Here is a 26742-nt window from a genome sequence, read left to right as displayed (position 1 = left end):
GTTTCCCAACCCAATATGCCTGTTTCACGCATCACCCAACCATAGGGTGGTGCGTTTTTTTGTTAATATTTTCATTTCGCTGTTGCATCTCCGGTATTCACACTGTATACTGTGTATAAACATATACACAGTATACACACTGAAGGGTGAATGAGCACAGTTAACCTGTGCTGTATACACTTCTATGGATTACGGAAAAAGCGAGGGCGATTGTTGTTGAACACAATAAAAGACGCTTGGATGATGGTACGAAAGGATCTGCGCGGCGAGAAAAAGTACCTCCTATGGTCCTTCATATTTGCAGCCTACATGGGAGGAACCACAGGGATCATGATGCTAGGGCGCGAAGAGGCCCGAACCCTCGGTCCGGTAGCCGATTTCATCCTGCTGATGTTAATCCCTATGCTGGGATTTTATTTCTCCCGAAGATCCTTCAAGTATTTAACGGAAGATTCCTATACGCAGATGCTGGCGTTCTTCCGGGTGCTGCCGATCTCTAATCGAGTGGTCCTGGCATACCGGGTGATGCAATCGGCGCTGGCCTTTGTCGTGAACGGCATCATTTTCTTTATCATTTTGCATTTCGTGCCGGGAACCTTGCTGGAGCAGATGAGGGTTGGCCATTACTTAGCTTTTGCGCTGACATGGATCGGCTACGGCTTCATGATGACCGGTCCGTATATCTATTTTGAGTTTTCCAACCATGGCAAAGCTTATCTACTGTCGACCCTCATTTTCCTCGCCGGCTCCGTGGTGGCAGCGGCAGCAATTTTTGCTGCGGGAGGGAACCTGCTGATGTACACGGTGGAGGTTTCCGAAAGGTGGGGTCTGCTCTCGCCGGTCATGTGGGGCATGCTGCTGGCAGGGGCCATCAGCCTCGTGCTGTGCTCGATCGGGACGCTCCGCAGGCTGGAATCTAGAGATCTGGTGTAAGCTTTGAAACCAATACGAGGATTGACGAGTATAGCAAGGTGAGGTGCGAAAGGTGTGGATACCTATACAATTGAATGAGAACAGCGCTGAACCGCTCTATCATCAAATCGAATCCCAATTAAGATCGCTGATCATCAGCGGACAAATCGAGGAGGGAACGCTTTTGCCGTCGATTAGGGAATTTGCCAGCGGGCTGAACTGCAGCGTGATTACGGTCCGGAGAGTGTACCAGGATCTGGAGAGCGAAGGTCTCCTGCGAACGAAGCAGGGAACCGGCACGTTTGTCGCCAAGGTCGGTACTTCACAGCGTGAAGTATTCCGGCGTGAAGCGGTGGAAGAGGCGCTCAGCCATGCGGTGGATGTCGGAATGTCCGTCAAATGCGAGGAAGATGAGCTGAAAGAACTGTTCTTATCGATATTGAAACAAAAGTACCGTCCGGAGAAGGAGGAAGGTGAGGCATAAATGGAACAGCCCATCATACGATTGGAAGGCGTGACGAAGCAAAGACGGCATAAAACGATCGGGCCGATCGACCTTTCCCTGCCGAAAGGATATGTGTACGGGTTGATCGGCGAGAACGGCTCCGGCAAGAGTACGCTGATCCACATGCTGCTTCAGACGGTTTTTCCCGATGCGGGACGCATTTCCTGGTTCGGGCAATCTTACAGCAAAGGTATTCCCTCCGAAGTGCGCAGAGAGATCGGATATGTGGCGGAAAAGTCCAACCTGGAGGAGGATAACCTGACCGCCGAGGAAGCCGCCTCTTTTCGGGCATATTGGTATCCCGGTTGGGATCAGCCCTATTTTGAAAAGCTGTGCGATCAGTTTCAGGTACCGAAAGGAACGAGGCTCCGCAAAATGTCCAAGGGAGAACGCCGCAAATACGAAATCGCCGCGGCTCTTGCGCCGCATCCTAAGCTGCTGCTGCTGGATGAGCCGTCGTCGGGCCTGGACCCTTTTGCCTGGAAAATGATGATTGAAGTGCTTAGGGAATGCTTGCAGACCGAGGATACGACGATTGTGCTCTCCACGCACATCATTGATGAAGTGAAAAGGCTGGCGGACTACGTCATGCTGATTCACCACGGAAAGTGGATGGGAATGGCGGAGAAGGACAGTCTGCTGGACAACTGGAAGGAAGTGTGGGCAGTCTGCCCGGCGGCTGATCTGGAAGATCTGCCAAACATCGTGCAGATGCAGCAGGAATCTCATGGCGTGACCCGGGTGGTGACGACGTCCTGCCGCGAGCTGGAACAGATCTTGTATGATTCGGGTATCAACGTACTGAAGACACGGGCTTTGGAGCTGGACGAGATTTTAAGCTTGTGGGTGCAAGGATATAAGCCTGCCGGTGTGCAGGAGGGGGAGGAGCAGATACATGGAACCATTAAAACTAGTTAACGTGGTAAAACAGTATGGAGACAAAACCGCGGTCAACCAAATCTCGCTGGAGGTTGGCAGAGGAGAAATTTACGGACTGCTCGGTGCGAACGGTGCCGGCAAAACGACAACGATGCGCATGGTACTGGGCCTGATTTACCCGGACGGGGGAGAGATTCTGTATAACGGCAAGCCCTATCATACGGAACTTCAGCAAATCATGGGATACCTGCCGGAGGAAAGAGGGCTGTATCCGAAAATCAAGGTCAGCGAGCAGATCGTCTATCTTGCCCGCCTTCGGGGCATGTCGCAGCAGGACGCGGACAAGAGCCTGCGCTACTGGTTAGAACGCTTTGACGTTCCGGAGTACTACGATAAGCGGATCGAGGAGCTGTCCAAAGGGAATCAGCAGAAAATGGGCTTTATTGCCGCCATCGTACACAAGCCGCAAATCATCATTTTGGATGAGGCGTTCAGCGGTCTGGACCCGGTCAACGTGGAGCTGTTGAAGGCGACCGTCAAGGAGCTGCGGGATCAGGGTACCAGCATTCTTTTCTCCACGCACCGGATGGAGCATGTAGAGGAGCTGTGCCAGCGCATTACGATTCTGCACAGATCGAATACGGTCGTCCAGGGAAATATCCGGGATATCAAGAGCCGCTATCCGCGTGAAGAGGTGCTGCTTCACACGACAGGCGATGTAAGCGGCCTGGATATGATTCCAGGCGTGACGGCCGTGGAACGCATCGAGCGGGGATACCATATCCGGATCGCTGCCCCGGAAGTTGCGCAGGCCATTCTGCAGAAGGCGATGCAGGTCAGCACGGTAGAGCGTTTTGAAATCAAGGAGCCGACGCTGAATCAAATCTTTATCCAAGAGGTGGGTGTATCGCATGAATAAACTCGGGACGATTATTGGTTTTACGTTTAAAAACAAAGTCAAAACGAAGTCTTTCCTCATTACGACCCTGATTCTTGCCCTTCTGATTACGATCGGGATGAACGTTCCGTATATCATCAAGCTTGTCCAGGGGGACAGCGCGTCCAAGGCCGAGCAGATCGGGATTCTCTCCGGCTCGCAGCCGGCCATTGCCGCAGAGCTGGAGAAGTACGCCGCCCAATCGGGCAATAAGGACTATACGTTTATCAAGTATGAAGCTACCGCCCCGGACCAGGCGAAAAAGGACCTTGAGGACGGGAAGATCGAAGGTTACCTCTCGTTTGATGGCGGGGAAGGTGCATTTCCTGCCGTGACCTTCACCAGCGGTGAAGACGGCATGGGGCAGGGGCTCAGCGGCTTCCTGACGCTCGCGCTGCAGACGGTCAAGACGACCGTCATCGCCAAAGATGCCTTGTCAGCGGAGCAGATCGCCGCCCTGAACGAACCGGTCAAGCTCGATACGGTGCGCATGAATGCGGAAGGAAAGGCAGAAGCGGGCGGAGACACTCATCGTGAGGATATGCAGAAAGCTATGAACTATGTGGTGGTCTATGTGCTGATGATTCTGTTCTTTACCTCCAATATGATGACAGGCAATATGATCGCTGCCGAAGTCACGGCGGAGAAAAGCTCGCGGATTATGGAAATTCTCATCACCAGTGTATCGCCGTTGGCCCAGATGTTCGGAAAAGTGATCGGTATTTTCCTGGTGGGGATCGTGCAAATTGCTGTATTTGGCGTTGTGGTGGGGGCGAACCTGATGCTGCCGCATAACCAGGACATTTTGCAGGGTTACAGCCTGAGCGTTTCGGACATCAACCTATCGGTGCTCCTCTACGGACTGCTGTTCTATATTTTCGGTTATTTCCTGTATGCGGTGCTGTACGCAGCCGTGGGATCGATCGTCAGCCGTACCGAGGATCTCGGCCAAGCGGTGATGCCGATTACGATGCTGGGTCTGGTCTCGTTCTACATCGGAATTTTCAGTATCACTGCATCGGGGAGCATGCTGATTAAAGTGACGAGCTTCATTCCGTTCACCGCCCCAACGGCGATGCTTGTCCGGATCGGGATGGGAACGGTGCCGACCTGGCAGATCCTCGTATCACTCGTTACACTGCTGGTATCCATTCTGGTCTTTGGCTGGCTGTCTGCGAAAATCTACCGCACCGGTGTCCTGATGTACGGCAAGCGCCCGACCATCAAAGAGCTGCGCAAGGCGATGAAGGCTTACAAGATTTAAGGATGTAACAAACGGTGGTTCCTCCGCCGGATTTTAAAAGTGAGGGGTTGTTGCCAAATGAGTAAAAATGCATTTCAGTACGTCATCGCGGCAGGCATGCTGCTGATCGTCGGTCCGCTGGCTCTGAAGCATGCGGGTGTGGCATTGAACGACTTCGCGGACGGCCTGCTGACGGGAGCAGGAATGGGCTGTGTGCTGCTGGCGCTGATCAAGATGCCGCGGAAGACGGCACAGAAGTAAGAACCTAGTCTATAAACTTTCAGTAAGGGGAATTTCTAGATGAAAAGTTGGAAACGAACGCTCTTATCTCTTATGGTTTCTGCAGGGATGCTCACTACGGCAGCTCCGGCCATGGCCGCTTCGCAGCAGCCGGAACTCAAGGTCAATAACAAGACAATCGATTTTGCCTCAAGCGCACCTGTTGTCGATCAGGGCACCACGCTGGTCCCGCTGACCACGACACTTGAGGCGCTGAACGTAAAGCTGACCGATGTAGAGAACGGAACCATCCATGCCGTTGTGGGTGATCAGAACATCACGCTGAGCAGCAAGACCAAACAGATCAACGGCGTGACTTATGTGCCAGTCCGGACCATTGGCGAAGCTGCCGGTTACACGGTCTATTGGGATCCGGCGACCCGCACGGTGTTTTTACTCTCGCAAGCGACGAAGGAAGCCGGCCGAGGCTTCATGTGGGAAGTGAAAAGTAACGGGAACACGGTGTACCTGGTAGGTTCTATGCACATTGCGGACGACAGCTTCTACCCGCTTCGCTCGGAGTTTGAGCAGGCTTTTGCCGAAGCGGACTACTTGGGTGTCGAGATTGATCTGAGCAAAGCGGCGGACGAAGAGCAGCAGAGCATGATTATGAAGCTGGGTATGTACCAGGACGGCACGACGCTGAAGGACCATGTGTCCAAGGAAACGTACGCGAAAGTAGGGGACATTCTGGAGCAAAACGGAATGAAGCCGGACGCGCTGGATGCATTCAAGCCATGGGTTGTAGAGACGACCATCAGCAGCCTGAAATCGGTCATGGCCGGATACGAGGCGACAGAAGGCATTGATCTGTATTTCATTCAAAAAGCGCTGGAACGCAAAATCCCGATCGTGGAGCTGGAATCCTACGAGTCCCAGTTGGGCATGTTCGATCAGTTCTCCAAGGAACTGCAGGAGAAGAACCTCAATGCAGCATTGGACAATTTCGACGTTCTGGACGACAGCATGGACCAAATGGCGGATATGTGGAAAAAAGGGGATGAAAAGGCGCTGCTGGAGCTGACCAACAGCATGGCGGGAGATGCGGAGTACAACAAAGCGATGCTGATTGACCGCAACATCGGCATGGCCGATAAAATCGACGGCTACCTGAAAAGCGACAAGAAAGCAGAGTATTTCATCGTCGTCGGCGCAGCCCACTACCTGGGTGAACATGGCGTGATCAAACTGCTGGAGGATAAAGGTTATACGGTTGTACGTAAGTAAACACCCTGTGATGAGTGTTACATTCTTCGACATGAGCGCAGTTGGTTAGGAAGAGAAAAAACTTAAGCCGGGGACACCTGCGTTCCTCCTGGCTTAAGTTTTTTACTTTCCCCAATCCCATCAGCCATCAGGTCTATCATTGAAAGGCAAGGTCAGCGTGAATTTAAACATATGATTCATATGGTGAAGTGTTAAGTTTCCGCCATGGAGCTCCACAATGTTTCGGGCAATCGAAAGGCCAAGACCGGCACCCGATTGAATGCCTTCACTGCTTCGAGAATGGTCTACCTTATAAAAACGGTCGAAGAGTTTATGTTCTTGTTCTTCCGTAAGCGGGTTCCCTTTATTTTCGATTTCGATGGTAATATACCTATGATCCGACTTCATCATAACGCGAACGTTTCCCGGCTTTAACGAATACTTCAGGGCGTTCAGCAGTAGATTATCGATGGCTCTGGCCATCTTTTCACTGTCAATGAGGGTAATAGCAGGAGAGTTGCCAATCTCTTTTACAATCGTGATTTCATTCTCCTGGGCAATCGGTTCAAATTCAAAAAGCAGCTGATCGAGAAGCTGAAATACATCGATCGGCTTTAGATCGAGGCGAGGCTCGGTCGAGGTTAGCCGGGTATATTCAAACAAATCGTCGAGTAACTTTTTTAAATGCACAGCCTTGTTATAAGTGTTTTGCACAAACCGCGTATATTCTTCTTTATCTCGGAAGGAATTTGTTCTTAAAAGTTCGATATAGCCGATAATGCTTGTAAGCGGCGTACGCAAGTCGTGGGAAATTCCCGTTATCATCTCCATCTTGGAGGTCTCCAGTTCCCGTTCCTTTTTAATCTGCTGCTGTAAACGCTGCGCCATCAAATTGATGTTATGCGCAACCCTCCCGAGCTCGTCCTTTCGCTTCACATCCACGCGATAATTTAAATCTCCCTCAGAGATCATTTGCAGTCCGTATTCCAGATGAACTAAGTCCTTAACGATCCGCCGTGTCAACATAAAAAAAGTAAGGGTAAAGATGATAAAAAATAGGGGGGTAAGGAAGTAAGGAAAGATATCTCGGAGGACGTTCCATTTCAATATCTTTAAGAATAATAAGATGCATAAATCATTTATGGCCGTAGCGATGATCAAACTGAGCACCATTCGGATTAAAATATGGACCTGGATCCTTTTCTTCCTTTTTGGCTCCTGTACATGGTCATTCAATTTTATAGCCAACTCCCCAAACGGTTTTAATGTATTTTGGCTCTCTTGGGCGATCCTCTATTTTTTCCCGTAAATTGCGAATATGAACCATCACGGTATTATCCGAATAGCCGTACGGCTCTTTCCAGACACTTTCGTAGATCTTCTCGGAGCTGAATACTTGCCCAGGATGAGTCGCGAGCAGCTCCAGAATGGAAAACTCCAGTGGAGTCAGTGAAATGTTGTTCCCTTTTAAGGCTACGGCATGCTTAGCCTTATCAATCACGAGATCCTTAATGATGATCAGGGAATTGAATTCTTCTTTTCCGATTAAGGACTGCCGCCGCAGTTGAGCTTTGACCCGTGCAAGCAATTCTAACGGATTAAAGGGCTTGATCATGTAGTCATCGGCCCCGGTCGTAAGCCCTGTAATTTTATCAATGTCTTCTTCTTTGGCCGACAGCATGATGATGGGGGTATTGGATATTTCCCTGATTTTGAGGCAAGCTTTAATCCCATCCATTCGCGGCATCATCACATCCAAGATGACCAGATGAACAAGGGTTGTTTGGATGATACTTAGCGCTTCCAGACCATCTGCCGCTTCTAAGACATGGTATCCTTCATTGCGTAAATAAACGTGTATGACGTCTCGAATTTCCGGATCGTCATCTACGACAAGCACGGTGTTCATGGTATGCTGCTCCTTTATTTTCGGATTACGGATCCTACAGCGGTTTTAAAATTTGCTGCCGATATTTATTCTACATAAGTGTTAAACCGAAACCAATTTCCAAGCCGAACCGGCGCCAAGATGTTTTAAAGCATCTCCCTTTTGCGGCAGGTATAAACAAAAGCGGGAGGGAAGTTGAAGGGGACGAATTCAATTTTTTCAACGGTTAATTCCTTGGCAAACTGCTTTTTCATTTGCAGGGAGTACTGGAAAGCGACAAAAATCCCTCCTGGTTTTAATGCCTGAACAATTTGATGAAGTAAGGTTTTCCGCATTTCACTCGTGAAATTAAAAAAGGGTAATCCGCTGATAATACAGTCAAGCTGGCTGATGTCTTGTTGATGGATGGTTCTAACCAATTGGCAGGCATTCGAATAACACGGGAAATCCGGGTACTCGATCCTTAAATTATTTCTCATCCGCTTATCTCTTTCAAACAATAACACTTTTGTTGATCCATGTAATTGCGGCTTTATGAAACGCGTGATCGCGCCAGTACCTGATCCGAGCTCTGCGACAGTCTTGACCTCATCCCATGGCACAGCCTGAACCATTTTAGCGGCTAGAAAACGAGAACTGGGTATAACGCTTCCCACTCGTTTGGGCTCCTTAAAAAATCCTTGCAAAAATAGTAGATATTCATTCATATTCCGATGCTCCCCCCAATAAAAACGATCAGACCCGCTGTGAGATGATATGGCTGATCCTGCTTTGCCTCTATGTTTTGTTGTTGCATGGACCATAATATCGAAAAAATCTGAGGACTTTACGGGGAGAAATCTAAAGAAAATCTGAAGATCAGCATGGGTTCATCCCAATTGATCCGTGCCAAATGCAAAATGCCGGCCCCAAAAGTTTTAAAATGACATGATTTTTTCGCTGATTTTTCGGGTGTTTTTGTTCTTGCATGTAAGGTAAAATTCAAACCATCTATGCAGATCTCACACAGAGGTGAACAAATGAAATACGATAACCCGGTCATCAAAGGATTTTATCCGGACCCCAGCGTTTGCAAGGTGAACGATACCTATTATCTCGTTTGCAGTTCTATGCAGTATTTTCCCGGCGTCCCTCTTTTTGAAAGCAAGGATCTGATCAACTGGACCCAAATCGGCCACTGTCTGACGAGAAAGAGCCAAATCCAGCTTGATCAAGTGAACAGCTCGGGCGGCGTATTTGCTCCTACCCTGCGGTATAACGGCGGACGATTCTACATGACTACCACCAACGATACGACACGCCAAAATTTCTATGTTTGGACGGACGACATCTACGGAGAGTGGTCAGATCCGATCTATGTGGACCAGGGCGGAATCGACCCGGATTTGTATTTTGAAGACGGAAAAAGCTACTTTATGAGCAACGGGGTGGACGATGAAGGCATTGGCGGTATCGTGCAGTGCGAAATCGACATCGAAACGGGGCGTAAGGTGACGCCAAGCCGCTCCATTTGGCAGGGGACGGGAGGGCGGTATCTCGAAGCTCCGCATTTATATAAAATCGACGGGCGGTATTATTTATTGGCGGCAGAGGGGGGGACCGAGTTTGGTCATATGGCTACCTACGCCCGGGGCGATTCTCCTTCCGGACCGTTCGAACCGTATTTCCATAACCCTGTTTTAACCAACCGGAATATGGGCGGCTATGAGGTTCAAGCTGTGGGACATGGCGATCTCGTGCAGGACGGCCGCGGAAACTGGTGGCTGCTTCATCTGGGATTCCGGCAGATGGGACAGTGGATTCCCTACCATCATCTTGGACGCGAAGTATTTTTGACGCCCGTAACATTCTGCGAGGATGGCTGGTTTACGGCAGGGCATCAGGGAACCACCTTGTCGTCTTTTGAAACCGACCGTATTCCGGATGAGGTCGTTCAGCAGGAGAAGAAGCGCTATACCTTTGACAATATGGAATGGAACAAGGACTGGTGTTATCTTCGCCATCCGGACCTGAGCAATTACTCGTATGATCATGGCAAGCTGGAGCTGAGAGGAACCGAGATTACGCTCGATCAAGCCGATTCTCCCACTTTCATCGGCGTTCGCCAAAAAGATTTCGAAGCGGTTATTTCCTGTGATGTCAGTCTTACTCATGGCGAGGCCGGTATTACGATCTATATGGACGAGAATCATCACTATGATTTCGCGATACGCCAAGGCAGCAGCGGGTATGAGGTCATTGAACGCCTGAATGTCGGTGATATGAAGTCCATCGAGAAGGCTGTCGATTTAAAAAATAGCAATCGCGCCTCCTTGGTGATCCAAGCGAGCCATACGCACTACCGGTTCCTTTTGCATACGGATGGCCGGGAAATCCAGCTGGGCACCGGACAGACGAAATACCTTTCTTCCGAGGTCGCGGGAGGATTTACGGGTGTCATCATCGGGTTGTATGCTTGCGGCAAAGACGCTGCGGCACAATTCACGGATTTTACATGCGAATATCTGTAATTTTTGAATCGATGGGGGGACCGTAAGGTTCTCCTTTTTTTGTTTTTATTTTGGCATTGACCCAGGGAGATGGAGTTACTTTATAACTAAATCATGAGTTTGTGTTATAGAAATTTATGATTAATTATACTAACAAAAAATAATAATTACCATTTATTTCTTGACAACCCGGAGGGCGTGATCATAAAATGAAAGCGATTACTTATGCGTTTTTAATTACATATGTCCTCGTTAGAGCATAACGTAATTTCGCTAACAAGATAACGAGCTTGAACTCAGGGGGTGGATGTTTATTTCGATAACCGATAACTAATTTCATAACAAACGGAAACATATTAGGTGTTTTGAATCGAAAATGCTGAAGGGGGACTGCTTTAGGATGAAAAAAAAGAATGCGATTTTGGCCTTGATGCTGTCGTGCGTCCTGGTATCCGTGACGGCTTGCAGCAATTCCTCGGATAGCGCCGGTAATAGTAAGGCGAGCGCTTCGGACAAGAGCAGCGTTACGACGAAACCGGAAGCAGCTGCGGCTGCGGCGATCGGGCAAGCAGCTCCGAAAACGGAAGGCACTTCTGATCCTGAAATGAAAGCGGGAAGCTCGGTCACGGTGTTTAACCCCAAAATGCCGACCCTGGATCCGACCCAGTGGCAGGGACAAATTTTGGTGGAGCAAGGGGCTCTGCTTGAAGGGCTGTACGGCTACAATCAAAACAATGAGATTGTCCCGAAAATTGCGACAGGCTATACCGTTTCGGATGACAACACGACCTGGACGTTTACGCTCCGGAAGGACGCCAAATGGTCCAATGGAGATCCGGTGACCGCCCACGATTTTTACAATGCCTATATGTATCAATTGGACCCGAAAAATACGACCGCACAGCTGTGGCTAAGCGTGCTGAATTTTGTGAAGAACGGATATGCCTATCACGCAGGTTCTGTCGGCAAAGACGAAGTCGGGATGAAAGTGGTTGATGATTATACCCTGCAGATCACGACGACGCTGCCTCATGCCATCTTGGGAGATATGGTCCTGGCCGGATCGATGCCGATGAATTCGAAAGTTGTGGAAGCGCATCCAAACGATTGGTTCGAACCGAAAAATTTCGTGGGCAACGGTCCTTACATGGTGAAGTCATTCACGCCTAACGGAGAATTGGTCATGGTGAAGAACCCGAATTATGTAGGAGCCAAGGACCAGCTGAATCACGGAAACGTCGAGACCATCCATGTCCTTCCGGCAACCACGGTCCCGGTTGAGGACTACATGGCGGGCAAAACGGAAGTCGCTTTGGTTCAGAGTACGTCGGATTTGCAATATGTGAAGACGCATGACATGAAGTCCGAGCTGTATACGGCACCCACGTATGCTATCAAATATTTGGAATGGTCCAATCCGGCGGCGGAATCTCCTTATGACAAGAAGGAAGTGCGTCAGGCCATTGCCAAAGCGATTCAGCGCAAACCGATCGTCGAGTCGGTCCTGAGCGGCATGGGCGGAGTGACCAATGTGTTTGCGTCCCCGGGCTGGCCGACGGAGAAGCTGGAGAAGGGCCTGGATGAAAACCTCGATGAGGCCAAACAGCTTCTGAAGGACGCCGGATACGAGAATGGCAAAGGCCTGCCGAAGCTCACGCTGTACATCGGGGTGAAGCAGGTCGATCCGCAGGGCGAACAAATCGCACTGGCCTTGGGACAAGAGCTACAGCAAAATCTGGGGATTACGACGGAGATCAAGCAGCTGAACGAGACGCAGTTCAATGCGTACCAGTACAGCGGACCGCAAGCGGATGCGGTGCCCGGATTTATCCTGGCATCGGGGGCGACGAACTGGAGCGAACCCGGAAGCCTCGACATGGGCGCAACGCAGCAGCTGTATTCGATCGGAACGCTCGACGCTCCGCTGGAGGCCACCCAAAAATTCGTAGACTGGAGCAAAGAGGTCTATTACAAGCCTGCCATTGAGCAGTACGGGGATCCGAACAATGCGGGCGCCGGCGTGGAATGGAGCGATTGGGCCGCACTGGAGCAAGCAGCCAAATCGGATATTGCCTTTCTGGATCAATGGACCGCCGAGCAGCCTAAAGAGTGGCAGCCTTATCTGAAACCGGCGGGCGTGCCGACGGCGGCCGAGCAGTGGCAGCAGATCGTGGACACATGGAAAAAGGCGAAGACCAAAGACGAGAAGCATGCCGCATTTGTAACCGCATGGAATTTCGTGGCCCCGAATGCGCCGGGAGGCAAGCTGAATCAAAACGCCCTGGATGTCCAGGTGTATTATAACAAGACGGAATCGGACCAGCTGAGAGATTTGAGAATGTGGCAGGCGCAGTTCGTCAATGCGTTGACCGTCGAGGAGGCGGCTCCATATGCCGCGAAGGTCGTGAATGACCTGTTGGAAAATGCATACGCCATCCCGCTGTTCTATCAACAGCAGTTTTTCTTGGTGAAGCCGGGGATTACCGGCGTGCAATCGAACCCGTGGGCGTGGGGCAACTTCTATGGGTTTCAGTATCTGGCCGTCAACTAATCGGCAAGCGATCGAATCATGACCATTTCAAGGGCACCGGCCAGGGTGCCCTATGGTTGGTAAAGGAGGCCGGATGATGGCTGTAACCAAGTTTATTGCCAAACGCCTGGTTCAAATCATCGTCACGCTCATCTTGGTCATTTCGGTGAGCTATATCATGATGTACTATTCGCCGGGCGGGTTCATGAACACAAATACGATGGCCACGGCACTGGCTCCGCTGCAAGGCCAGAATCCCGTTCTTTATCATCAGATCATGGAACAATTTCAGAGCCGGTACGGCTTGAATTTGCCGCTGTGGCAGCAGATTTTGAAATATATCTGGCATGAGTTGACGTTCGATTTCGGCAGATGCAGAACCCGTCCCTGCAGATCGCGGCACAGCTGAAGCAGACGCTGCCGGTTAGCGCACTCCTGGCATTCGGATCCGTGCTTCTGTCCGTCGTCATCGGGGTTCCGCTTGGTATTATCGCGGCGCTCAAGCGAAATACGTGGATCGATTATGTGGTCAGCACCGTCTCTTTGGCAGGGCAGGCCATTCCGGCGTTTGTCCTCGCGGTTATTATGGTTCTGCTGTTCGGCGTAGTCTTTCAGGGGATTCTCCCGGTGACCGGTTGGGGATCCTGGAAGGATGCCGTACTGCCCGTGATTTGCTTGGCGGCCGCGAACATTGGCGTGGTGGCCCGGTATATGCGCGGAAGCCTGATCGAAACGCTGAGGCTTGACTACATCCGGACAGCTAAAGCCAAGGGAGTCAAATACTGGCCGATGGTCATGAAGCACGGCGTCAAAAACTCCCTGACCGCCATGATTACCGTCGTTGGACCGCAATTTGCTTTTACCGTGATGGGGACGATTTGGGTCGAGCAAATTTTTGCGATTCCGGGACTGGGCCAGGTGATGCAGACGGCGTTCACCAGCTTCGATTATCCGCTTGCCATTACCTCGGTGTTCCTGCTGGGTTCCATGATCATGATCATGAATTTGTTGGTTGACATCATTTATGCCGTGATTGATCCGCGCGTCAAACTGTAATCACGGCACAGCATGTATACGATCATAGGAGGGGGAGCCCATGGCTGGAACAGCTGCAGCTGTTCAATCGGACGTCGTCGTCCAGAAGAAGAGCATATACCGTTCTTCATTTTACCAAGGTTGGAAGCGTTTCAGGGAGCATCGTCTGGCCGTTATCGGCCTGGTTTGGGTCGTTCTCTTTTTCATAGCGGGCATCATCGGCCCCTGGGTAGCTCCGTATGACTACCGGACGGGTGATTTTTTGGCCATCAATCAGGGACCGTCCTGGCAGCATATATTCGGCACGGATAACGTCGGGCACGATATGTTCAGCCAGATTCTGTTTAGTGTCCGGAGCGCGCTGATCATCGCGCTGGGGGCGACGGTGGTCAGCTTTATTATCGGCATCATCCTTGGGCTGTGGGCCGGACTCCGCGGCGGGATTGCGGACATGGTCATTATGCGTGCCGTCGATTTTATGATGACGCTCCCGGGATTTCTGTTTGCCCTGATACTGGTCATTCTGCTCGGCCGCGGCTATTTATCGCTCATACTGGCGATCGGCATTCCGGGCTGGGCCGGCTATGCAAGATTGATCCGAAGCTTGGTCCTCGGCATGCGGGACGGCGAGATGGTGGAGGCGGCAAGAGCCTTGGGGGCTTCCCAGGCGCATATTGCCAGACGCTACATGCTGCCGAACGTCATCGGAAGCATGGGGGTCGCGCTGGCCTTTGGCATCCCGGGCGACCTAACCCAGATTGCAGGCTTGAGCATTTTTGGCATGGGCCTTCAGCCGCCGATCCCTTCGTTCGGGAACATGATCGCCCAAGCCAGCGAGAACATTCTAGGCTTCCCGTGGCTGCTCTATTTTCCTGCAGGCATTTTTGCCCTGACGCTGCTGTCATTCCTGTTCGTCGCCGACGGACTTCAGGAAGCCTTCAGTCCGAAAGGAGGCCATTAACATGCGTGAACCGCTGCTTACCATCGATAACCTTCACGTGAAGTTTGCCAGAAGCGAAGATGAGGTGTATGCCGTCAATGGCGTCAGTTTTGCGGTCCATGACAACGAAGCGCTGGGAATTGTCGGCGAAAGCGGCTCCGGTAAATCCGTCACCTTGATGTCTTCGCTCGGGCTGCTCCGCGAGAATGGAAGGATCACGTCAGGGACGGCCGTATTCCAGGGCAAGGATTTGCTGAAGCTGCGACCGAGACAATTGGAGGATATCCGCGGACGCGACATCGGCGTCGTCTTTCAGGATCCGATGACCAGCTTGAACCCGGTGATGCGAGTCGGGGATCAGATCATGGAAGCGATGCTGACGCATCAATATGCCGGCCGCAAGGAGGCTTTTGCCCGGACGATTCAATTGTTGCAGGAAATGGGGATTCCCGACCCCCTCTCGCGGTTTAAAAGCTATCCTCATGAATTTTCCGGGGGGATGCGCCAGCGCATCATGATCGCGATTGCACTGGCTTGCGAGCCGCAGCTGCTGATTGCCGATGAACCGACGACGGCGCTCGACGTGACCGTGCAGATGCAAATTCTCGCCCTGCTGCAGGAGCTTCGCAGAAAACGGGGGATGAGCGTCGTCATGGTGACGCATGACTTCGGTCTAGCCACCAACTTTTGCGACAAAATCATCGTGATGTACGGCGGCCAAATCATGGAGGCGGCGTCGACCGATCAATTCATTCGAGAGGCTTCGCATCCGTATTCCATCGGACTGAAGCGCTCCATCATCGAAGTCGGACACAAGGGGAAGAACATTATGCCGATTCCGGGGGCGGCTAAGACGCTGACAACGACGCCGACCGGCTGTCCGTTTGCCGAACGCTGCACGTTTAAAACCGAGCGATGCCACCATGAGATGCCGAAGCTCCGCACCTTTGGCGCAAACCACCAAATTGCCTGCCATCATGCCGAGGAGGTCGCTTCCTATGCGGGATAAACCGCTCCTGCAAGTCGAAAATGTCTCAAAAACGTTTAAAGTGCACGGGAAAACGCTGCATGCCGTGGAGAACGTTTCGTTTACGCTGGAAGCGGGGAAAACGCTGGGAATCGTAGGCGAAAGCGGGTCGGGAAAATCCACCCTGGGACGCATGGTCCTGCGCTTATTGGAATCGGATCAAGGCAGGATTGTCTTTGATGGCGTCGACCTGTCTGGCGTCAAGAAAAATAAGCTGCGCGAGCTTCGCCGGGACATGCAAATTATTTTTCAGGACCCGAGGGCGAGCCTGAATCCGAGAATGACGGTGGGGGATGCGATTGAAGACGCGATGGCGATTCATAAAATCGGGACGAAAGCAAGCCGGCGTTTGCGGGTCATTGAACTGCTGGAACGGGTCGGCCTGCCGCATGAAGCCATATATGCTTATCCGCATGAGCTGTCCGGGGGACAGCTGCAGCGCGTGGGCATCGCCCGGGCATTGTCGCTGAATCCAAAGCTGATCGTCTGCGATGAGCCGGTATCCGCCTTGGACGTATCCATTCAGGTTCAGGTCATTCAATTGCTGCGAGAACTGCAGGAAGAGTACAACCTGACGTACATTTTTATTTCGCATAATTTGGCGGTCGTTGAATATTTGAGCGACGAAATTGCCGTCCTGTATTTGGGGGAAGTGGTGGAGCAGGCGCCTGCCGAAGAATTGTTCAAGAAGCCGACGCATCCGTATACGCAGGTGCTGCTCGGTTCGATCCTGAGGATTCCGGAAAGCCCGGAGATGAAGCAGGAGATGGTATCGATTCAAGGAGAGGTGCCGTCGCCGCTCAACCCGCCAAGCGGCTGTGCATTCCATCCCCGCTGTCCCTTCGCCGTCGATACGTGCAAAACCGTCAAACCCGAGAAGAAAAAGGTTTCGGAAGATCACTTTGCGGCTTGCGAGTTGGTTGGAGTATAATTCATCGTTAACGGGATAAAACAAAAAAGGCTGCCACCAATCGTGGCGGCCTTTGCCTGGTTGTGGATAAAAGGCAGTTCTTTGCAAGGGGCATGGATCTAAAAAAACCGACGTGTTCACGTCGGTTTTTTGCTTTTCAGATGCAAATAGGAGAAAAACCGGTCATTACAGCCCCCTTGGGGAAACGGAAGCGCCGGTATGCAGCGAGGTCGAACGCCGCGGAATGAGGCGGGTCGGCAGCTTGACCTGTTTGTACCCGGGCGCATCGGTTTCGATCTGATCGATGATGAGCTTCCCTGCCTCGCGGCCCAATTCCCGTTCCTGCTGCACCACCGCCGTAGGGGGGACGACGCTGAAATCGGGATATACGACGTCATCAAAGAAAACCACGGAGAGGTCCTCGGGAACCCGCAATCCCATAGCCAAGGCGGCTTGGATGACATGTGGGCTGAAATTCGAAGAAAGGGCCGCAGTCATATGAGGGTTGGCCTGCAAAAACTGCTGGATCATCTCGATGACCTCTTCGTCGCTGTTGTCCATGCCCAGCCGCGTCATCTGCAGGCTGCGGTCGATAAGAATGTGACGGTCCTCCAGTGCCTGCTCGTACCCGGCGAGCCGTTCCTCGATACTGGAGGTTCCTTCCGATTTGGTGGAAATAAATCCGATATGCCGATGCCCCAGATCGTACAAATGCTGAACGGCTTGCTGGCCAGCCGCGTAGTTGTTGGAGCTGACCGAGTTGGTTTCGACCCCCTTCAGCAGGCGGTCCAAAAGCACCAGCGGAAATCTGCCCAGCGTGAGGGATAGAATTTCGTTGTTGTAATTTTCGCCTTCTACGGGATAGATAATGAGTCCGGCGACGCCGGCCTGCTTCATTTCGCGTATTTTCTGGATTTCACACTCTTGGGAGTCATTCGTTTTGGAAAATAACAGATGATAGCCTTTCTCGGCAAGGGAATCCTCAATACCGCTGAGCAAATTGGCGGTAAAACGGTTGTCCAGGCGGGGCAGCAAAAAACCGACGGTCTTGCTTGGCGGCAGTTCCACTTCGGTTGACAGCGGGGGAAACAGGGCCTCCGCTCTTTGCTCCGACACGAAGGTTCCTTTTCCCTGCATGCGGTATACGATACCTCTGTCCACAAGGTCGGTCAGCGCATTCTTGACCGTAATCCGACTTACTCCGAATTGATCCGAGAGCTCATTCTCCGAGGGGATTCGGTTCATCGGCTTCCAGTTCCCGCTGCGGATCTGTTCCATGATATAATTTTCGATTTTTTTATACATGGGAGTAAACTTTTTCGTCATGTTACGGCGCTCCATTCGAGAATAGGTCTGTTTAAAATATATTACAAATATTCAACCCGAACAAGTATAAAATACAAGTTTTCATGTCGAATGGTATGTTTTTTTATTTCCTCTCCCTAAACGAACTCGCGAAAATCATGAGATTTTTCAACGGTTTTTTGCATTTTTTTGTTTGGTCCTAACTAAGTTGTAATAAAAAAATAAACATTTACATTAAAAAATATGATGTTTATATTGTTATCATAAGTTGAATCGAATATCGAGAAGGCATCGTGTGAAAAAGGCTGGCAGCGATGCTGGTAGGAGTTGGAACTTGTCACATTTTAACAGGGAGGTGGTATCCAAGTCCGCCATGTTGAAAGGGATTGCAATCCGCATCACCTTCAGAAATAGAAAAATCCAAGTTAACTTAACCGATTAAGCGAAAAGGTGGTTATCCAATGAAAAGAAAAGCAACCTTGATGGTAACGATGCTGTCCGTTCTTTGTTTGGTTGTAAGCGCTTGCTCAGGAGGGCAAAAGCAAGAGGGCGGCAGCAGCGCTGAAGGCAGCAAGCATTTGACCATGTGGACCTGGAAAGTCGCGTACACGCCGGGAATCGAAGCGGCAGCCAAGCTGTACGAGGAGAAGACCGGAGTGAAAGTGGATGTTGAGACCTTTACGCCTGACGATACTTACAGACAAAAGTTTCAGGCGGCGGCCAACTCCAAAAATCTGCCTGACGTCATCAACTGGTGGGCCACGGCGGGCGATTCCATCGAAGGCTCTGTGCTTGAGCTGTCGGGCGAAGTCGGCGACGACGTGCTGAGCAAGTACTACGGCACGGCCATGGATCCGATCAAAGTGACCCAAAGCCAGGTCGATTCCTGGCAGAAGGACAAAAACGCCACAACGGTGCAAAAATCGCTGAAGGCAGGGCAGTACTATGGGCTGCCGTTTGATATCGGCGGATTCTTCACCTTTTACGGCAACAAGCAGCTGATTGAGAAGGCGGGGCTTACAGCTGAAGCTCCGAAAACGTGGGAAGAGTTCGTAACGATGATGGAAACGATCAAGAGCAAGACGGGAACGCCAGGACTTGTTTTTGGCGCCAAGACGTCCGACCTGTGGGAGAACTGGGCCGGCTCTGCGCTGGCTATCATGTACGGCGGACCTCAATCGTATATTGACCTGCTGGAACGAAAAGCAAAAATGAGCGATCCGGGGCATCTGCCGGTTGTTCAGGCGGTTCAGACGCTCGCCGACAAAGACTTGCTGATGCCGGGAATTTTGTCGACCGATATCGACGGCGCCGACCAGGCGTTTGCCGCGGGCAAAGCCGCATTTGACCTTGGCGGTTCGTTCACGATGTCCACGCTGCTCGCGATGGGCATGAAACCGGAGGATATCGTCACGTTCCCGGTACCGCCGATCGACGGCTCGAAAATCACTTCCTGGACCACGGATCCGTTCACGCTGACGATGCTGTCCGTGAACAAAGACTCGAAGAACAAGGATACAGCGCTTGATTTCATCAAATATCTGACCACGGATCCGGATGCGGCGGTTGCTTTCGCGAATGCGGCATATACGGTTCCGGCGCTGAATTTGGGCGATCATGCCAAAGATCTCGATCCGAATCTGAAGGCGATCGTCGACTCGTTTGCCACCGAGCCCGGTCCATATTCGGAAGCCCAGCCGGCCATCAACGCTTACCGGGGCAAGAACAAGGAGTGGGAAGTGTATGCCCAGTCCATCCAATCCATAATCGAAAAGAAAATGACGGCCGAACAGGCTGCGAAAAAATTCGACGATACGATGAAGAGCCTGCAGGCCAGCGGCAACTGATCGGCGGCTCGGTGTATGATGCAAACGGCGGCAGGGACAGCTCCTTTCCGCCGCTTGCTTAATCCAAATCCAAAGGTGATGGAAGATGATTACAACTAGAAATAAATGGGTACCGTATCTGTTTTTGCTGCCGGGTGTTCTCCTGTTTCTCGCCGTTGGCGTCTATTCGGTCGGCTTCTCGATAATGCTCAGTTTTTACAACTGGTCGGGGATCGATTTTTCGACGGCCCGCTTCGAGGGCCTTGCCAACTTCAGGCAGTTCCTGCTCGGGGATGACCCGATCGTGACTCAGAACTTTTACAATTCGCTGCTGCATAACGTCCTGATCGGTGCAGCTCAGGTCGTTATCGTCATTCCCATCGCAATTGTGCTGGCGTTCGTCCTGCAAAATACGAAGATGGCGTCGCTGTACCGCACGGTATACTTCCTGCCGATGATCGCATCGGGCGTGGCGATTTTTTACGTATGGAAAGGGCTGTTTGAGCCTACCGGTGCCTTTAACTCCCTGTTTCATGCCATCGGACTCGATTTCCTGACCGTACCCGGGGGGATGCTGGGCAGCTCGTCCACGTCGCTGATCGGGATCATTCTTACTTCAATATGGGGCGGCCTTCCGGGCACGTTGATTCTGTACTATGCCGGATTAACCTCCATCGATCCTACCCTGTACGAGGCCGCAAACGTCGACGGAGCGAGCAAGCTGACGATGATCACGAAAATCACATGGCCGCTTCTGAAGCCGATTACGCTGATCGCCGTCATCCAGATGGTCAACGGTGCGTTCCAGGCGTTCGAGAACGTGTTCATCATGACCGGCGGCGGACCTTCGGGAAGCTCGGAGGTCATCGGGACGCTCGTGTACCGGACGGCATTCCTGAATAACGATTACGGACTGGCCAGCGCGATCGGATGGGTATCCTTCCTGATTACCGGAGCCATTGCCATGTTCAGTATCCGGTCGTTCAAAGTCGACATTTAGAGGAGGACCCAAGATGGTCAAGAGTATCAAGCACATCATTCTGGTTTTATACGGGCTGACCTGCGTGTATCCTTTCTTGTGGATGATCGGCACTTCTTTGAAGACATCCCAGGATGCACTGGCCAATCCGCAGTCACCCTTCCCCAAAGGGGCGCCTGAGTGGTCCACGTTTGCGGAAGTTTGGAACAAACTGAACTTCTACCGCTTTTTCGTCAACAGCGTGGTCGTCAGCGTCATCGTCATCATTGGGGTGATTCTGATTTATACGATGATGGCGTATTCGTTCGCCAAGTTCAGATTTAAAGGCAAAAAGTTCGTGTACTACACGTTCATCGCACTGCTGCTCGTTCCAGGCGTGACGACGCTCATTCCGCTGTACATCAACATGACGAACCTCGGCCTGCAGAACACGTACGTCGGGATGATTCTGCCGATGATCAACGGGGCGGCGCCGTTTGCCATCTTCCTGTTTACGAGCTATTTCCGGACCATATCGCATGAGCTGTACGAGTGCGCCGTTCTGGACGGCTGCGGCAATTTCAAAATTTACTGGCGGGTCTATCTGCCGCTTGCCCTGCCGGCGATCGGCACGATCGCCATCCTGAACTTTATCGGAAGCTGGAACAACATTCTGTGGCCGATGATTATCATCGACAAGCAGGAGATGTTCACGCTGCCGATGGGGCTGATGTACCTGGACTCCTCATCGTTCAAAAAATGGAACGAGCTGATGGCCGGGGCGCTGATCACCGTCATACCGATCCTGCTTGCGTTTCCGTTCATGCAAAAGATGTACGTTAAAGGCATGACCGTCGGTTCGGTCAAAATGTAAGACGCAGCAATCATGCAGTTTCATCGATAGCACCAAAGAAAACATACAAGATAGGGATGAAAGAGATGACCTTAAAAACAGCGCATATTGTTGCGCATTCCCATTGGGATAGAGAGTGGTACTTACCATACGAAAAACACCGGCTGAAGCTGGTTCGCCTCATGGAGGATTTGATCGAGGCTTTCGAACGGGATCCGGAATTCGCAAGCTTTCATTTGGACGGCCAATATATCGTCCTGGAGGACTATTTGCAAATGATGCCGCACCGGACGGAGCAAGTGCGTTCGCTGGTCGAACAGGGGAAGCTGATCGTCGGGCCCTGGTACATTCTGCAGGATGAATTTCTGGTCAGCAGCGAAGCGAATGCGCGCAACCTGCTGATCGGGATCATGGCCTCGAAAAACATGGGGGGATATGCGAAAATCGGCTATTTCCCCGACTCCTTCGGCAATATGGGGCAGGCACCCCAGCTCATTCGCCAGGCAGGCATCGATGTGGCCGTATACGGACGCGGCGTCAAGCCGGTAGGCTTCAACAATGAAGTACAGTCCGGCAACGAATACACGTCTAAATACTCCGAGATGTACTGGGAATCTCCCGACGGCTCCAGGGTTCTGGCCATCTTGTTCGCCAACTGGTACAACAACGGGATGGAGATTCCGACGGATCCTGAAACGGCAGAGGCGTATTGGGCGGAAAAGCTTGAGGCCGCCGAAGCATTCGCCTCGGGACCGGAGCTGCTCTTCATGAACGGCTGCGACCACCAGCCGCTGCAGAAGGATCTGTCTGGGGCGCTGCGCACCGCCGGCGAGATGGTGCCGAACGTGAAGTTCCGCCATTCCAGCTTTCCCGAGTATATTGAAGCGTTTCGGCAAGCGAACCCGGATGCCCTCGATGTCGTGCGCGGCGAGCTGCGGAGCCAGTGGACGGACGGCTGGATAACGCTCGTCAATACCGCATCGGCCCGGGTATACATCAAACAGCAAAACGTGCGGAGCCAGACGTTGCTGGAAAAGGTGGCCGAGCCGCTCGCCGTCATGGCCCATTTGACCGGCACGGCCTATCCGCGGCACGAATTGCTGTATGCATGGAAGACGCTGCTGCAAAACCATCCGCACGACAGCATCTGCGGCTGCAGCGTTGACGAGGTGCATCGCGAGATGATGACGCGCTTCGCCAAATCGCAGCAGGTGGCGGAGTCAATCGCTGCGGACAGTGCTGCGGCGGTTGCCGATGCCGTGGACACCTCCGGCTTTGACCCGGAATCGGCGCGGCCTTTCGTCGTCTTTAACACGTCGGGCCATTCCCGTTCCGGTGCGGTTCGCATCACGGTGGACGTGGAGCGCCGTTACTTCGATCATCAGCCGCCGCATGAGAAATACGAAGCGTTCAAAGAAGAGTATCAAGCTTTTGATCCGGAGGAATGGATCGTAACGGACGAAGGAGGCAAACCGGTCGAGGCCACCATCGAGCCGATCGGGCCCGTATTCGGCTATGACCTCCCGGATGACCGGTTCCGTCAGCCTTACTGGGCTTTTCAGGTGGATGTGGAGCTCTATGCCAAGGATGTTCCGGGGATCGGTTATCAGACTTATGCCCTTGTCCGTAAGGATTCCCTGTCCAAGGCCGAGTCCGTTTTGCCTGCTTCTGACGGCGTGACCGCAGGCGGGAATGCGATGGAGAACCGTTATCTTCGGGTGGAGATCGCGGGAGACGGTTCCTTCGCGCTGTCCGATAAAGTGAATGGCCGGAAGTATGAGGGGCTTGGCATTTACGAGGATACGGGCGACATCGGAAATGAATACATGTACCGGCAGCCGGATGGAGAAACGCCGCTGACGACGGAAGGGATTGCGGCAGAGATCCGGCTGGTGAAGCATACGCCGCTTGCCGCCATTTACCGGATCGAGCGCGTCTGGAACCTACCGCTTGGAGCGGATGCGCTGCTGGATGAAGAGATTCGCTCCATGGTTCCTTTCCGGTACCGGAAGTCCCGCCGCGTCGGCGAGACGGCAGGGGTAAAGATCGTCACGGAGCTCACCCTGGGCAAGGACAGCCGTTCCGTCGGCATCCGGAGCATGATCGACAACACGGTGAAGGACCATCGCATTCGCATGCTGTTCAAGACCGGACTGCAAACGGACCATGTCATTGCGGACTCTATTTATGAACTGGCGCGCCGCCCGATTCAGCCTGAAGCCGCGTGGAGCAATCCGAGCAACGCCCAGCATCAGAACGCATTCATCAGCCTGAGCGACGGCAAAGCGGGTCTTACCGTCGCGAATCAGGGACTGAACGAATACGAAGTGCTTTCGGAGCATAACACGATGGCGGTCACGCTCGTGCGCGGCGTCAGAGAGCTTGGGGATTGGGGAGTATTCGCTACGCCCGAAGCGCAGTGCCTGGGAACGCATGTCCTGGAAATGGAGCTGATTCCCCATGATGCCGATGTGGTTCAATCCGGCGCATTTATCGAGGCTTATCAATTCCCGGTTCCATGGACGGTTCGGCAGACGGGCGTTCACGGCGGCAAGCTGCCGGCGAATCATGCGTTTCTCGAATGGGAAGGCGATCGTCTTGCTTTCAGCGCACTCAAGCTGGGCGAGGAGAACGAGGATCTGATGTTCCGGGTATTTAACGTTTCATCGGCTGCGCCGACTACCCTGTCGGTCACCCCTTCATTCCAGGTGAACGGCGTCTATGAAAGCACCGTCATTGAACAGCGCGGGGAAGAGATGGGAAGGAACGAGCAAAGAGGGTATACGGCAGAGCTGGGACCGGCAAAAATTCAGACGGTTGGCATTCGTCCGGCTCTGCGATAATATAGTCCATTTTGGGGAGGGGAAAGCGGTATGGCCAAAATAACGGCAGTACGCTGCATTCGAACGAGACATGATGGAAGCTGGGTCATCGTCAAAGTCATGACGGATCAGGACGGGTTGTACGGCATCGGCTCGGCCAGTGATATCTACCAGCCGGGAGCCGTAGTCAGCATCATTGAGGAACTGCTGGCACCGGTGCTTATCGGACGGGACGCCGGCCAGATCGAGGATCTGTGGCAGACGATGTATACGAGCGGTTATTGGCGCAACGGCTCCACGCTCCATACCGCCATAGGCGGTATCGACATGGCGCTGTGGGACATCAAGGGGAAGGAAGCGGGAATGCCCGTGTACCAGCTTCTGGGCGGCGCGGTTCGTTCAGCCGTTCCTTGTTATGCGCATGCCAACGGTGCGACCTACGCGCAATTGGAGGAAGAGGTGCATGCCTTCCAGGAGCAGGGATTCGGCGTGATCCGCTGCCAGCTTGGGGGTTACGGTGGAGGCGGATTCGTCACTCCGCAGGGAACGTCGAAATTCCCTTCCGCCAGCGTGTTCGATGAAGCCAGCTACATCACGGCGATCCCGGACATGTTCGAGAAGCTGCGCGTGCGGTTCGGCATGAATCTGGGCTTTACGCATGACGTTCACGAGCATCTGACGCCTTCCGGCGCCGTAAGCTTATCCAAAGCGCTGGATCCTTACCGGCTGTTCTTCGTGGAAGACTTGCTGCAATCGGAGCATACGGGCTGGTACCGGCGGGTAAAAGAAACGAGCACCACGCCGCAGGCCGTCGGCGAATTGTTTGTCCACCCGCAGGAGTGGCTGCCGCTGGTGCAGGAGCGCTTGATCGACTTTGTCCGGATGCGCGTCTCCAAGGCCGGCGGCATTACTCCATGCCGCAAGATCGCCGCCGTCTGTGAAGCTTTCGGCGTCCGCACCGCGTGGCAGGAAGGCGGGGAGAACGACCCGGTTAACCAAATCGCAGCCGCGCATCTGGACATGGCGATCATGAGCTTCGGCGTACAGGAAATCAACCATTTCCGGGGCGAGGAGAAGGAGGCCTTCCCGGGTCATGCGGTTTTGGAAAACGGACATTTGAAACTGAACGATAAGCCGGGGCTCGGCATCGATATCGACGAGCACAAAGCGGGAGCCCTGCTCAGGGATCAAGGTTCCCTGGCAACATACCATCACCCATACAAGCTGGACCGCAAGCCGGATGGAACACTGATTCGTCCGTAAGGTCCGGCCGGAAGGAGGAAATGATTGTGAAGCAAATCGTCGTGACCGGCTCGGAAGGGAAATTGGGCCATTACGTAGTTCAAGAGCTTAACAATGCAGGATACAGGGTCATCGGAACGGATGCCCGCCCGCCAAGCGGGAAAAATCGATATGCCCGCTATATCCAGGGGGATTTGACCCAGCTTGGCGAGGTGTACGGCATTTTGGCCGAATCGGATGCGGTGGTTCACCTGGCGGCCGTGCCGAATCCCATCAACTTTTCGCCGGAGCGGATCTTTGCCAACAACGTTATGGCGACGTATAACATCCTGGAGGCCGCTTCGAAGCTCGGCATCAAACGCGTCGTATTCGGATCAAGCGAATCGGCCTATGGCTTCTGCTGGGCGAAGCATCCTTTCCCGCCGCATACGCTCCCCGTCGACGAGGAACATGTGCTGCTGCCGCAGGAGAGCTACGGGCTGTCCAAGCAAGTGAACGAACAGACTGGCGACATGTTTGCCCGCCGTACGGGCATGGAGATCTATGCCCTCCGCTTCTCCTTGATTCTGGCGCCGAATGAATACGATCGGGAAATCGCTGCTTTCGGCGACACCGCCAGACATCACCGTATTCTATGGAGCTATGTCGACGCGCGCGACGCCGCTGCCGCATGCCGGCTTGCGCTGGAAGGGGCCGGACATGGCAAGGCGGAAGCATGCCGTCTGAATATCACATCCAGCGACATGCTGAGCGATGCAAGCGTCAGCGAGCTGGCAGCCAAGTATTATCCGCAGGTGCCTTTTCCAGGCAAGGATCAAGATGAGCTTACGGCGTTCGTATCCAACGCCCGGGCAAAGTCGGTCCTGAACTGGGAGCCTGCTCATTCCTGGAGGGATGCCGGCCAATAAGGCCGGTTTCCCTTCAGGTTTCATAGATGAAGCAAGTCGCCTGCGGGA

The 26742-nt window shown here is 52.8% G+C and carries 24 protein-coding genes; 20 read left to right on the top strand and 4 right to left on the bottom strand.

Annotated elements, in window-relative coordinates; genetic code table 11:
• Positions 1-216: 216 nt before the first annotated feature.
• The 7 genes from CJP46_RS31855 to CJP46_RS31825 are packed head-to-tail and all read left to right on the top strand — an operon-like array spanning position 217 to position 5982.
• A complete protein-coding gene (locus tag CJP46_RS31855; protein WP_179281417.1) occupies positions 217-933 on the top strand; it encodes a hypothetical protein in 717 nt (238 codons plus the stop codon).
• 52 nt (positions 934-985) lie between these two features.
• Positions 986-1396 carry a GntR family transcriptional regulator gene (locus CJP46_RS31850; protein ID WP_094599656.1) on the top strand — a complete coding sequence of 137 codons (411 nt, stop codon included), beginning with the start codon at positions 986-988 and terminating at the stop codon, positions 1394-1396.
• On the top strand, positions 1397-2335 hold the full coding sequence (locus CJP46_RS31845; RefSeq protein WP_094599655.1) for an ABC transporter ATP-binding protein: 939 nt from the start codon (positions 1397-1399) through the stop codon (positions 2333-2335). It begins immediately after the preceding gene.
• On the top strand, positions 2313-3215 hold the full coding sequence (locus CJP46_RS31840; protein ID WP_094599654.1) for an ABC transporter ATP-binding protein: 903 nt from the start codon (positions 2313-2315) through the stop codon (positions 3213-3215). The genes CJP46_RS31845 and CJP46_RS31840 overlap by 23 nt, the downstream gene beginning before the upstream one ends.
• Entirely contained in the window at positions 3208-4497 is a 1290-nt protein-coding gene (locus CJP46_RS31835) for an ABC transporter permease (protein WP_094599653.1), read from the top strand. Before CJP46_RS31840 ends, CJP46_RS31835 begins: the two co-directional genes overlap by 8 nt.
• A 57-nt stretch (positions 4498-4554) precedes the next feature.
• Complete coding sequence (locus CJP46_RS31830; protein ID WP_094599652.1) at positions 4555-4737, top strand: hypothetical protein; 183 nt, start codon at positions 4555-4557, stop codon at positions 4735-4737.
• A 39-nt stretch (positions 4738-4776) separates the two neighbouring features.
• A complete protein-coding gene (locus CJP46_RS31825) occupies positions 4777-5982 on the top strand; it encodes a TraB/GumN family protein (protein ID WP_094599651.1) in 1206 nt (401 codons plus the stop codon).
• Positions 5983-6102: 120 nt separating this feature from the next.
• Here the strand turns inward: CJP46_RS31825 and CJP46_RS31820 are convergent, their stop codons facing one another.
• The 3 genes from CJP46_RS31820 to CJP46_RS31810 all read right to left on the bottom strand — a co-directional run bounded on the left by CJP46_RS31820 (position 6103) and on the right by CJP46_RS31810 (position 8556).
• Positions 6103-7197 carry a sensor histidine kinase gene (locus CJP46_RS31820; protein WP_094599650.1) on the bottom strand — a complete coding sequence of 365 codons (1095 nt, stop codon included), beginning with the start codon at positions 7195-7197 and terminating at the stop codon, positions 6103-6105.
• The gene (locus tag CJP46_RS31815) at positions 7190-7870 is read right to left on the bottom strand and encodes a response regulator transcription factor (RefSeq protein WP_094599649.1); all 681 of its coding nucleotides are present in this window, start codon (positions 7868-7870) and stop codon (positions 7190-7192) included. Before CJP46_RS31815 ends, CJP46_RS31820 begins: the two co-directional genes overlap by 8 nt.
• Before the next feature lie 125 nt (positions 7871-7995).
• Positions 7996-8556 carry a class I SAM-dependent methyltransferase gene (locus CJP46_RS31810; protein WP_094599648.1) on the bottom strand — a complete coding sequence of 187 codons (561 nt, stop codon included), beginning with the start codon at positions 8554-8556 and terminating at the stop codon, positions 7996-7998.
• 312 nt (positions 8557-8868) lie between these two features.
• On the opposite strand from CJP46_RS31810, the gene CJP46_RS31805 reads away from it, so the two are divergent.
• The 7 genes from CJP46_RS31805 to CJP46_RS31780 all read left to right on the top strand — a co-directional run bounded on the left by CJP46_RS31805 (position 8869) and on the right by CJP46_RS31780 (position 16801).
• Positions 8869-10359: a glycoside hydrolase family 43 protein gene (locus CJP46_RS31805; RefSeq protein WP_094599647.1), complete on the top strand. Its 1491-nt coding sequence runs from the start codon at positions 8869-8871 to the stop codon at positions 10357-10359.
• 379 nt (positions 10360-10738) lie between these two features.
• Positions 10739-12889 carry a peptide ABC transporter substrate-binding protein gene (locus CJP46_RS31800; protein WP_179281416.1) on the top strand — a complete coding sequence of 717 codons (2151 nt, stop codon included), beginning with the start codon at positions 10739-10741 and terminating at the stop codon, positions 12887-12889.
• A 73-nt stretch (positions 12890-12962) separates the two neighbouring features.
• On the top strand, positions 12963-13277 hold the full coding sequence (locus CJP46_RS37305) for an ABC transporter permease family protein (RefSeq protein WP_256992625.1): 315 nt from the start codon (positions 12963-12965) through the stop codon (positions 13275-13277).
• Entirely contained in the window at positions 13241-13924 is a 684-nt protein-coding gene (locus CJP46_RS31795; protein WP_256992624.1) for an ABC transporter permease, read from the top strand. The genes CJP46_RS37305 and CJP46_RS31795 overlap by 37 nt, the downstream gene beginning before the upstream one ends.
• Positions 13925-13964: 40 nt before the next feature.
• Positions 13965-14864, top strand: coding sequence for an ABC transporter permease (locus CJP46_RS31790; RefSeq protein ID WP_094599645.1), 900 nt, complete (start codon positions 13965-13967; stop codon positions 14862-14864).
• A 1-nt stretch (position 14865) separates the two neighbouring features.
• Positions 14866-15852 carry an ABC transporter ATP-binding protein gene (locus tag CJP46_RS31785; RefSeq protein ID WP_094599644.1) on the top strand — a complete coding sequence of 329 codons (987 nt, stop codon included), beginning with the start codon at positions 14866-14868 and terminating at the stop codon, positions 15850-15852.
• Positions 15842-16801: an ABC transporter ATP-binding protein gene (locus CJP46_RS31780; RefSeq protein WP_094599643.1), complete on the top strand. Its 960-nt coding sequence runs from the start codon at positions 15842-15844 to the stop codon at positions 16799-16801. Before CJP46_RS31785 ends, CJP46_RS31780 begins: the two co-directional genes overlap by 11 nt.
• Positions 16802-16966: 165 nt before the next feature.
• On the opposite strand, the gene CJP46_RS31775 is transcribed toward CJP46_RS31780, so the two are convergent.
• Complete coding sequence (locus tag CJP46_RS31775; protein ID WP_179281415.1) at positions 16967-18106, bottom strand: GntR family transcriptional regulator; 1140 nt, start codon at positions 18104-18106, stop codon at positions 16967-16969.
• A 440-nt stretch (positions 18107-18546) separates the two neighbouring features.
• Between CJP46_RS31775 and CJP46_RS31770 the strand changes: the two genes are divergently transcribed.
• The 6 genes from CJP46_RS31770 to CJP46_RS31745 all read left to right on the top strand — a co-directional run bounded on the left by CJP46_RS31770 (position 18547) and on the right by CJP46_RS31745 (position 26694).
• Positions 18547-19932 carry an ABC transporter substrate-binding protein gene (locus CJP46_RS31770; protein WP_094599641.1) on the top strand — a complete coding sequence of 462 codons (1386 nt, stop codon included), beginning with the start codon at positions 18547-18549 and terminating at the stop codon, positions 19930-19932.
• Positions 19933-20017: 85 nt separating this feature from the next.
• Positions 20018-20911 (top strand): carbohydrate ABC transporter permease, encoded by an 894-nt coding sequence (locus tag CJP46_RS31765; RefSeq protein ID WP_094599640.1) that lies wholly within the window; start codon positions 20018-20020, stop codon positions 20909-20911.
• A 13-nt stretch (positions 20912-20924) separates the two neighbouring features.
• On the top strand, positions 20925-21743 hold the full coding sequence (locus tag CJP46_RS31760) for a carbohydrate ABC transporter permease (protein ID WP_094599639.1): 819 nt from the start codon (positions 20925-20927) through the stop codon (positions 21741-21743).
• Between the two features lie 65 nt (positions 21744-21808).
• On the top strand, positions 21809-24565 hold the full coding sequence (locus CJP46_RS31755) for an alpha-mannosidase (protein WP_094599638.1): 2757 nt from the start codon (positions 21809-21811) through the stop codon (positions 24563-24565).
• A gap of 30 nt (positions 24566-24595) precedes the next feature.
• Positions 24596-25807, top strand: a complete 1212-nt coding sequence (locus tag CJP46_RS31750) for an enolase C-terminal domain-like protein (protein WP_094599637.1) — start codon at positions 24596-24598, stop codon at positions 25805-25807.
• Between the two features lie 26 nt (positions 25808-25833).
• Positions 25834-26694 (top strand): NAD-dependent epimerase/dehydratase family protein, encoded by an 861-nt coding sequence (locus tag CJP46_RS31745; protein WP_094599732.1) that lies wholly within the window; start codon positions 25834-25836, stop codon positions 26692-26694.
• Positions 26695-26742 lie beyond the last annotated feature (48 nt).

The sequence above is a fragment of the Paenibacillus sp. XY044 genome, from assembly GCF_002257645.1.
Lineage (GTDB): Bacteria > Bacillota > Bacilli > Paenibacillales > Paenibacillaceae > Paenibacillus_AQ.
Note: the sequence above shows the minus strand (reverse complement) of the source record. Positions and strands in the feature narration are given on the sequence as shown.

Coding starts and splice junctions, on each gene's coding strand:
- CJP46_RS31845 (WP_094599655.1), top strand. CDS start 1,397: ATGGAACAGCCCATCATACGATTGGAAGGCGTGACGAAGCAAAGACGG.
- CJP46_RS31840 (WP_094599654.1), top strand. CDS start 2,313: ATGGAACCATTAAAACTAGTTAACGTGGTAAAACAGTATGGAGACAAA.
- CJP46_RS31835 (WP_094599653.1), top strand. CDS start 3,208: ATGAATAAACTCGGGACGATTATTGGTTTTACGTTTAAAAACAAAGTC.
- CJP46_RS31830 (WP_094599652.1), top strand. CDS start 4,555: ATGAGTAAAAATGCATTTCAGTACGTCATCGCGGCAGGCATGCTGCTG.
- CJP46_RS31825 (WP_094599651.1), top strand. CDS start 4,777: ATGAAAAGTTGGAAACGAACGCTCTTATCTCTTATGGTTTCTGCAGGG.
- CJP46_RS31815 (WP_094599649.1), bottom strand. CDS start 7,870: ATGAACACCGTGCTTGTCGTAGATGACGATCCGGAAATTCGAGACGTC.
- CJP46_RS31810 (WP_094599648.1), bottom strand. CDS start 8,556: ATGAATGAATATCTACTATTTTTGCAAGGATTTTTTAAGGAGCCCAAA.
- CJP46_RS31805 (WP_094599647.1), top strand. CDS start 8,869: ATGAAATACGATAACCCGGTCATCAAAGGATTTTATCCGGACCCCAGC.
- CJP46_RS31800 (WP_179281416.1), top strand. CDS start 10,739: ATGAAAAAAAAGAATGCGATTTTGGCCTTGATGCTGTCGTGCGTCCTG.
- CJP46_RS37305 (WP_256992625.1), top strand. CDS start 12,963: ATGATGGCTGTAACCAAGTTTATTGCCAAACGCCTGGTTCAAATCATC.
- CJP46_RS31795 (WP_256992624.1), top strand. CDS start 13,241: ATGCAGAACCCGTCCCTGCAGATCGCGGCACAGCTGAAGCAGACGCTG.
- CJP46_RS31790 (WP_094599645.1), top strand. CDS start 13,965: ATGGCTGGAACAGCTGCAGCTGTTCAATCGGACGTCGTCGTCCAGAAG.
- CJP46_RS31785 (WP_094599644.1), top strand. CDS start 14,866: ATGCGTGAACCGCTGCTTACCATCGATAACCTTCACGTGAAGTTTGCC.
- CJP46_RS31780 (WP_094599643.1), top strand. CDS start 15,842: ATGCGGGATAAACCGCTCCTGCAAGTCGAAAATGTCTCAAAAACGTTT.
- CJP46_RS31775 (WP_179281415.1), bottom strand. CDS start 18,106: ATGACGAAAAAGTTTACTCCCATGTATAAAAAAATCGAAAATTATATC.
- CJP46_RS31770 (WP_094599641.1), top strand. CDS start 18,547: ATGAAAAGAAAAGCAACCTTGATGGTAACGATGCTGTCCGTTCTTTGT.
- CJP46_RS31765 (WP_094599640.1), top strand. CDS start 20,018: ATGATTACAACTAGAAATAAATGGGTACCGTATCTGTTTTTGCTGCCG.
- CJP46_RS31760 (WP_094599639.1), top strand. CDS start 20,925: ATGGTCAAGAGTATCAAGCACATCATTCTGGTTTTATACGGGCTGACC.
- CJP46_RS31755 (WP_094599638.1), top strand. CDS start 21,809: ATGACCTTAAAAACAGCGCATATTGTTGCGCATTCCCATTGGGATAGA.
- CJP46_RS31750 (WP_094599637.1), top strand. CDS start 24,596: ATGGCCAAAATAACGGCAGTACGCTGCATTCGAACGAGACATGATGGA.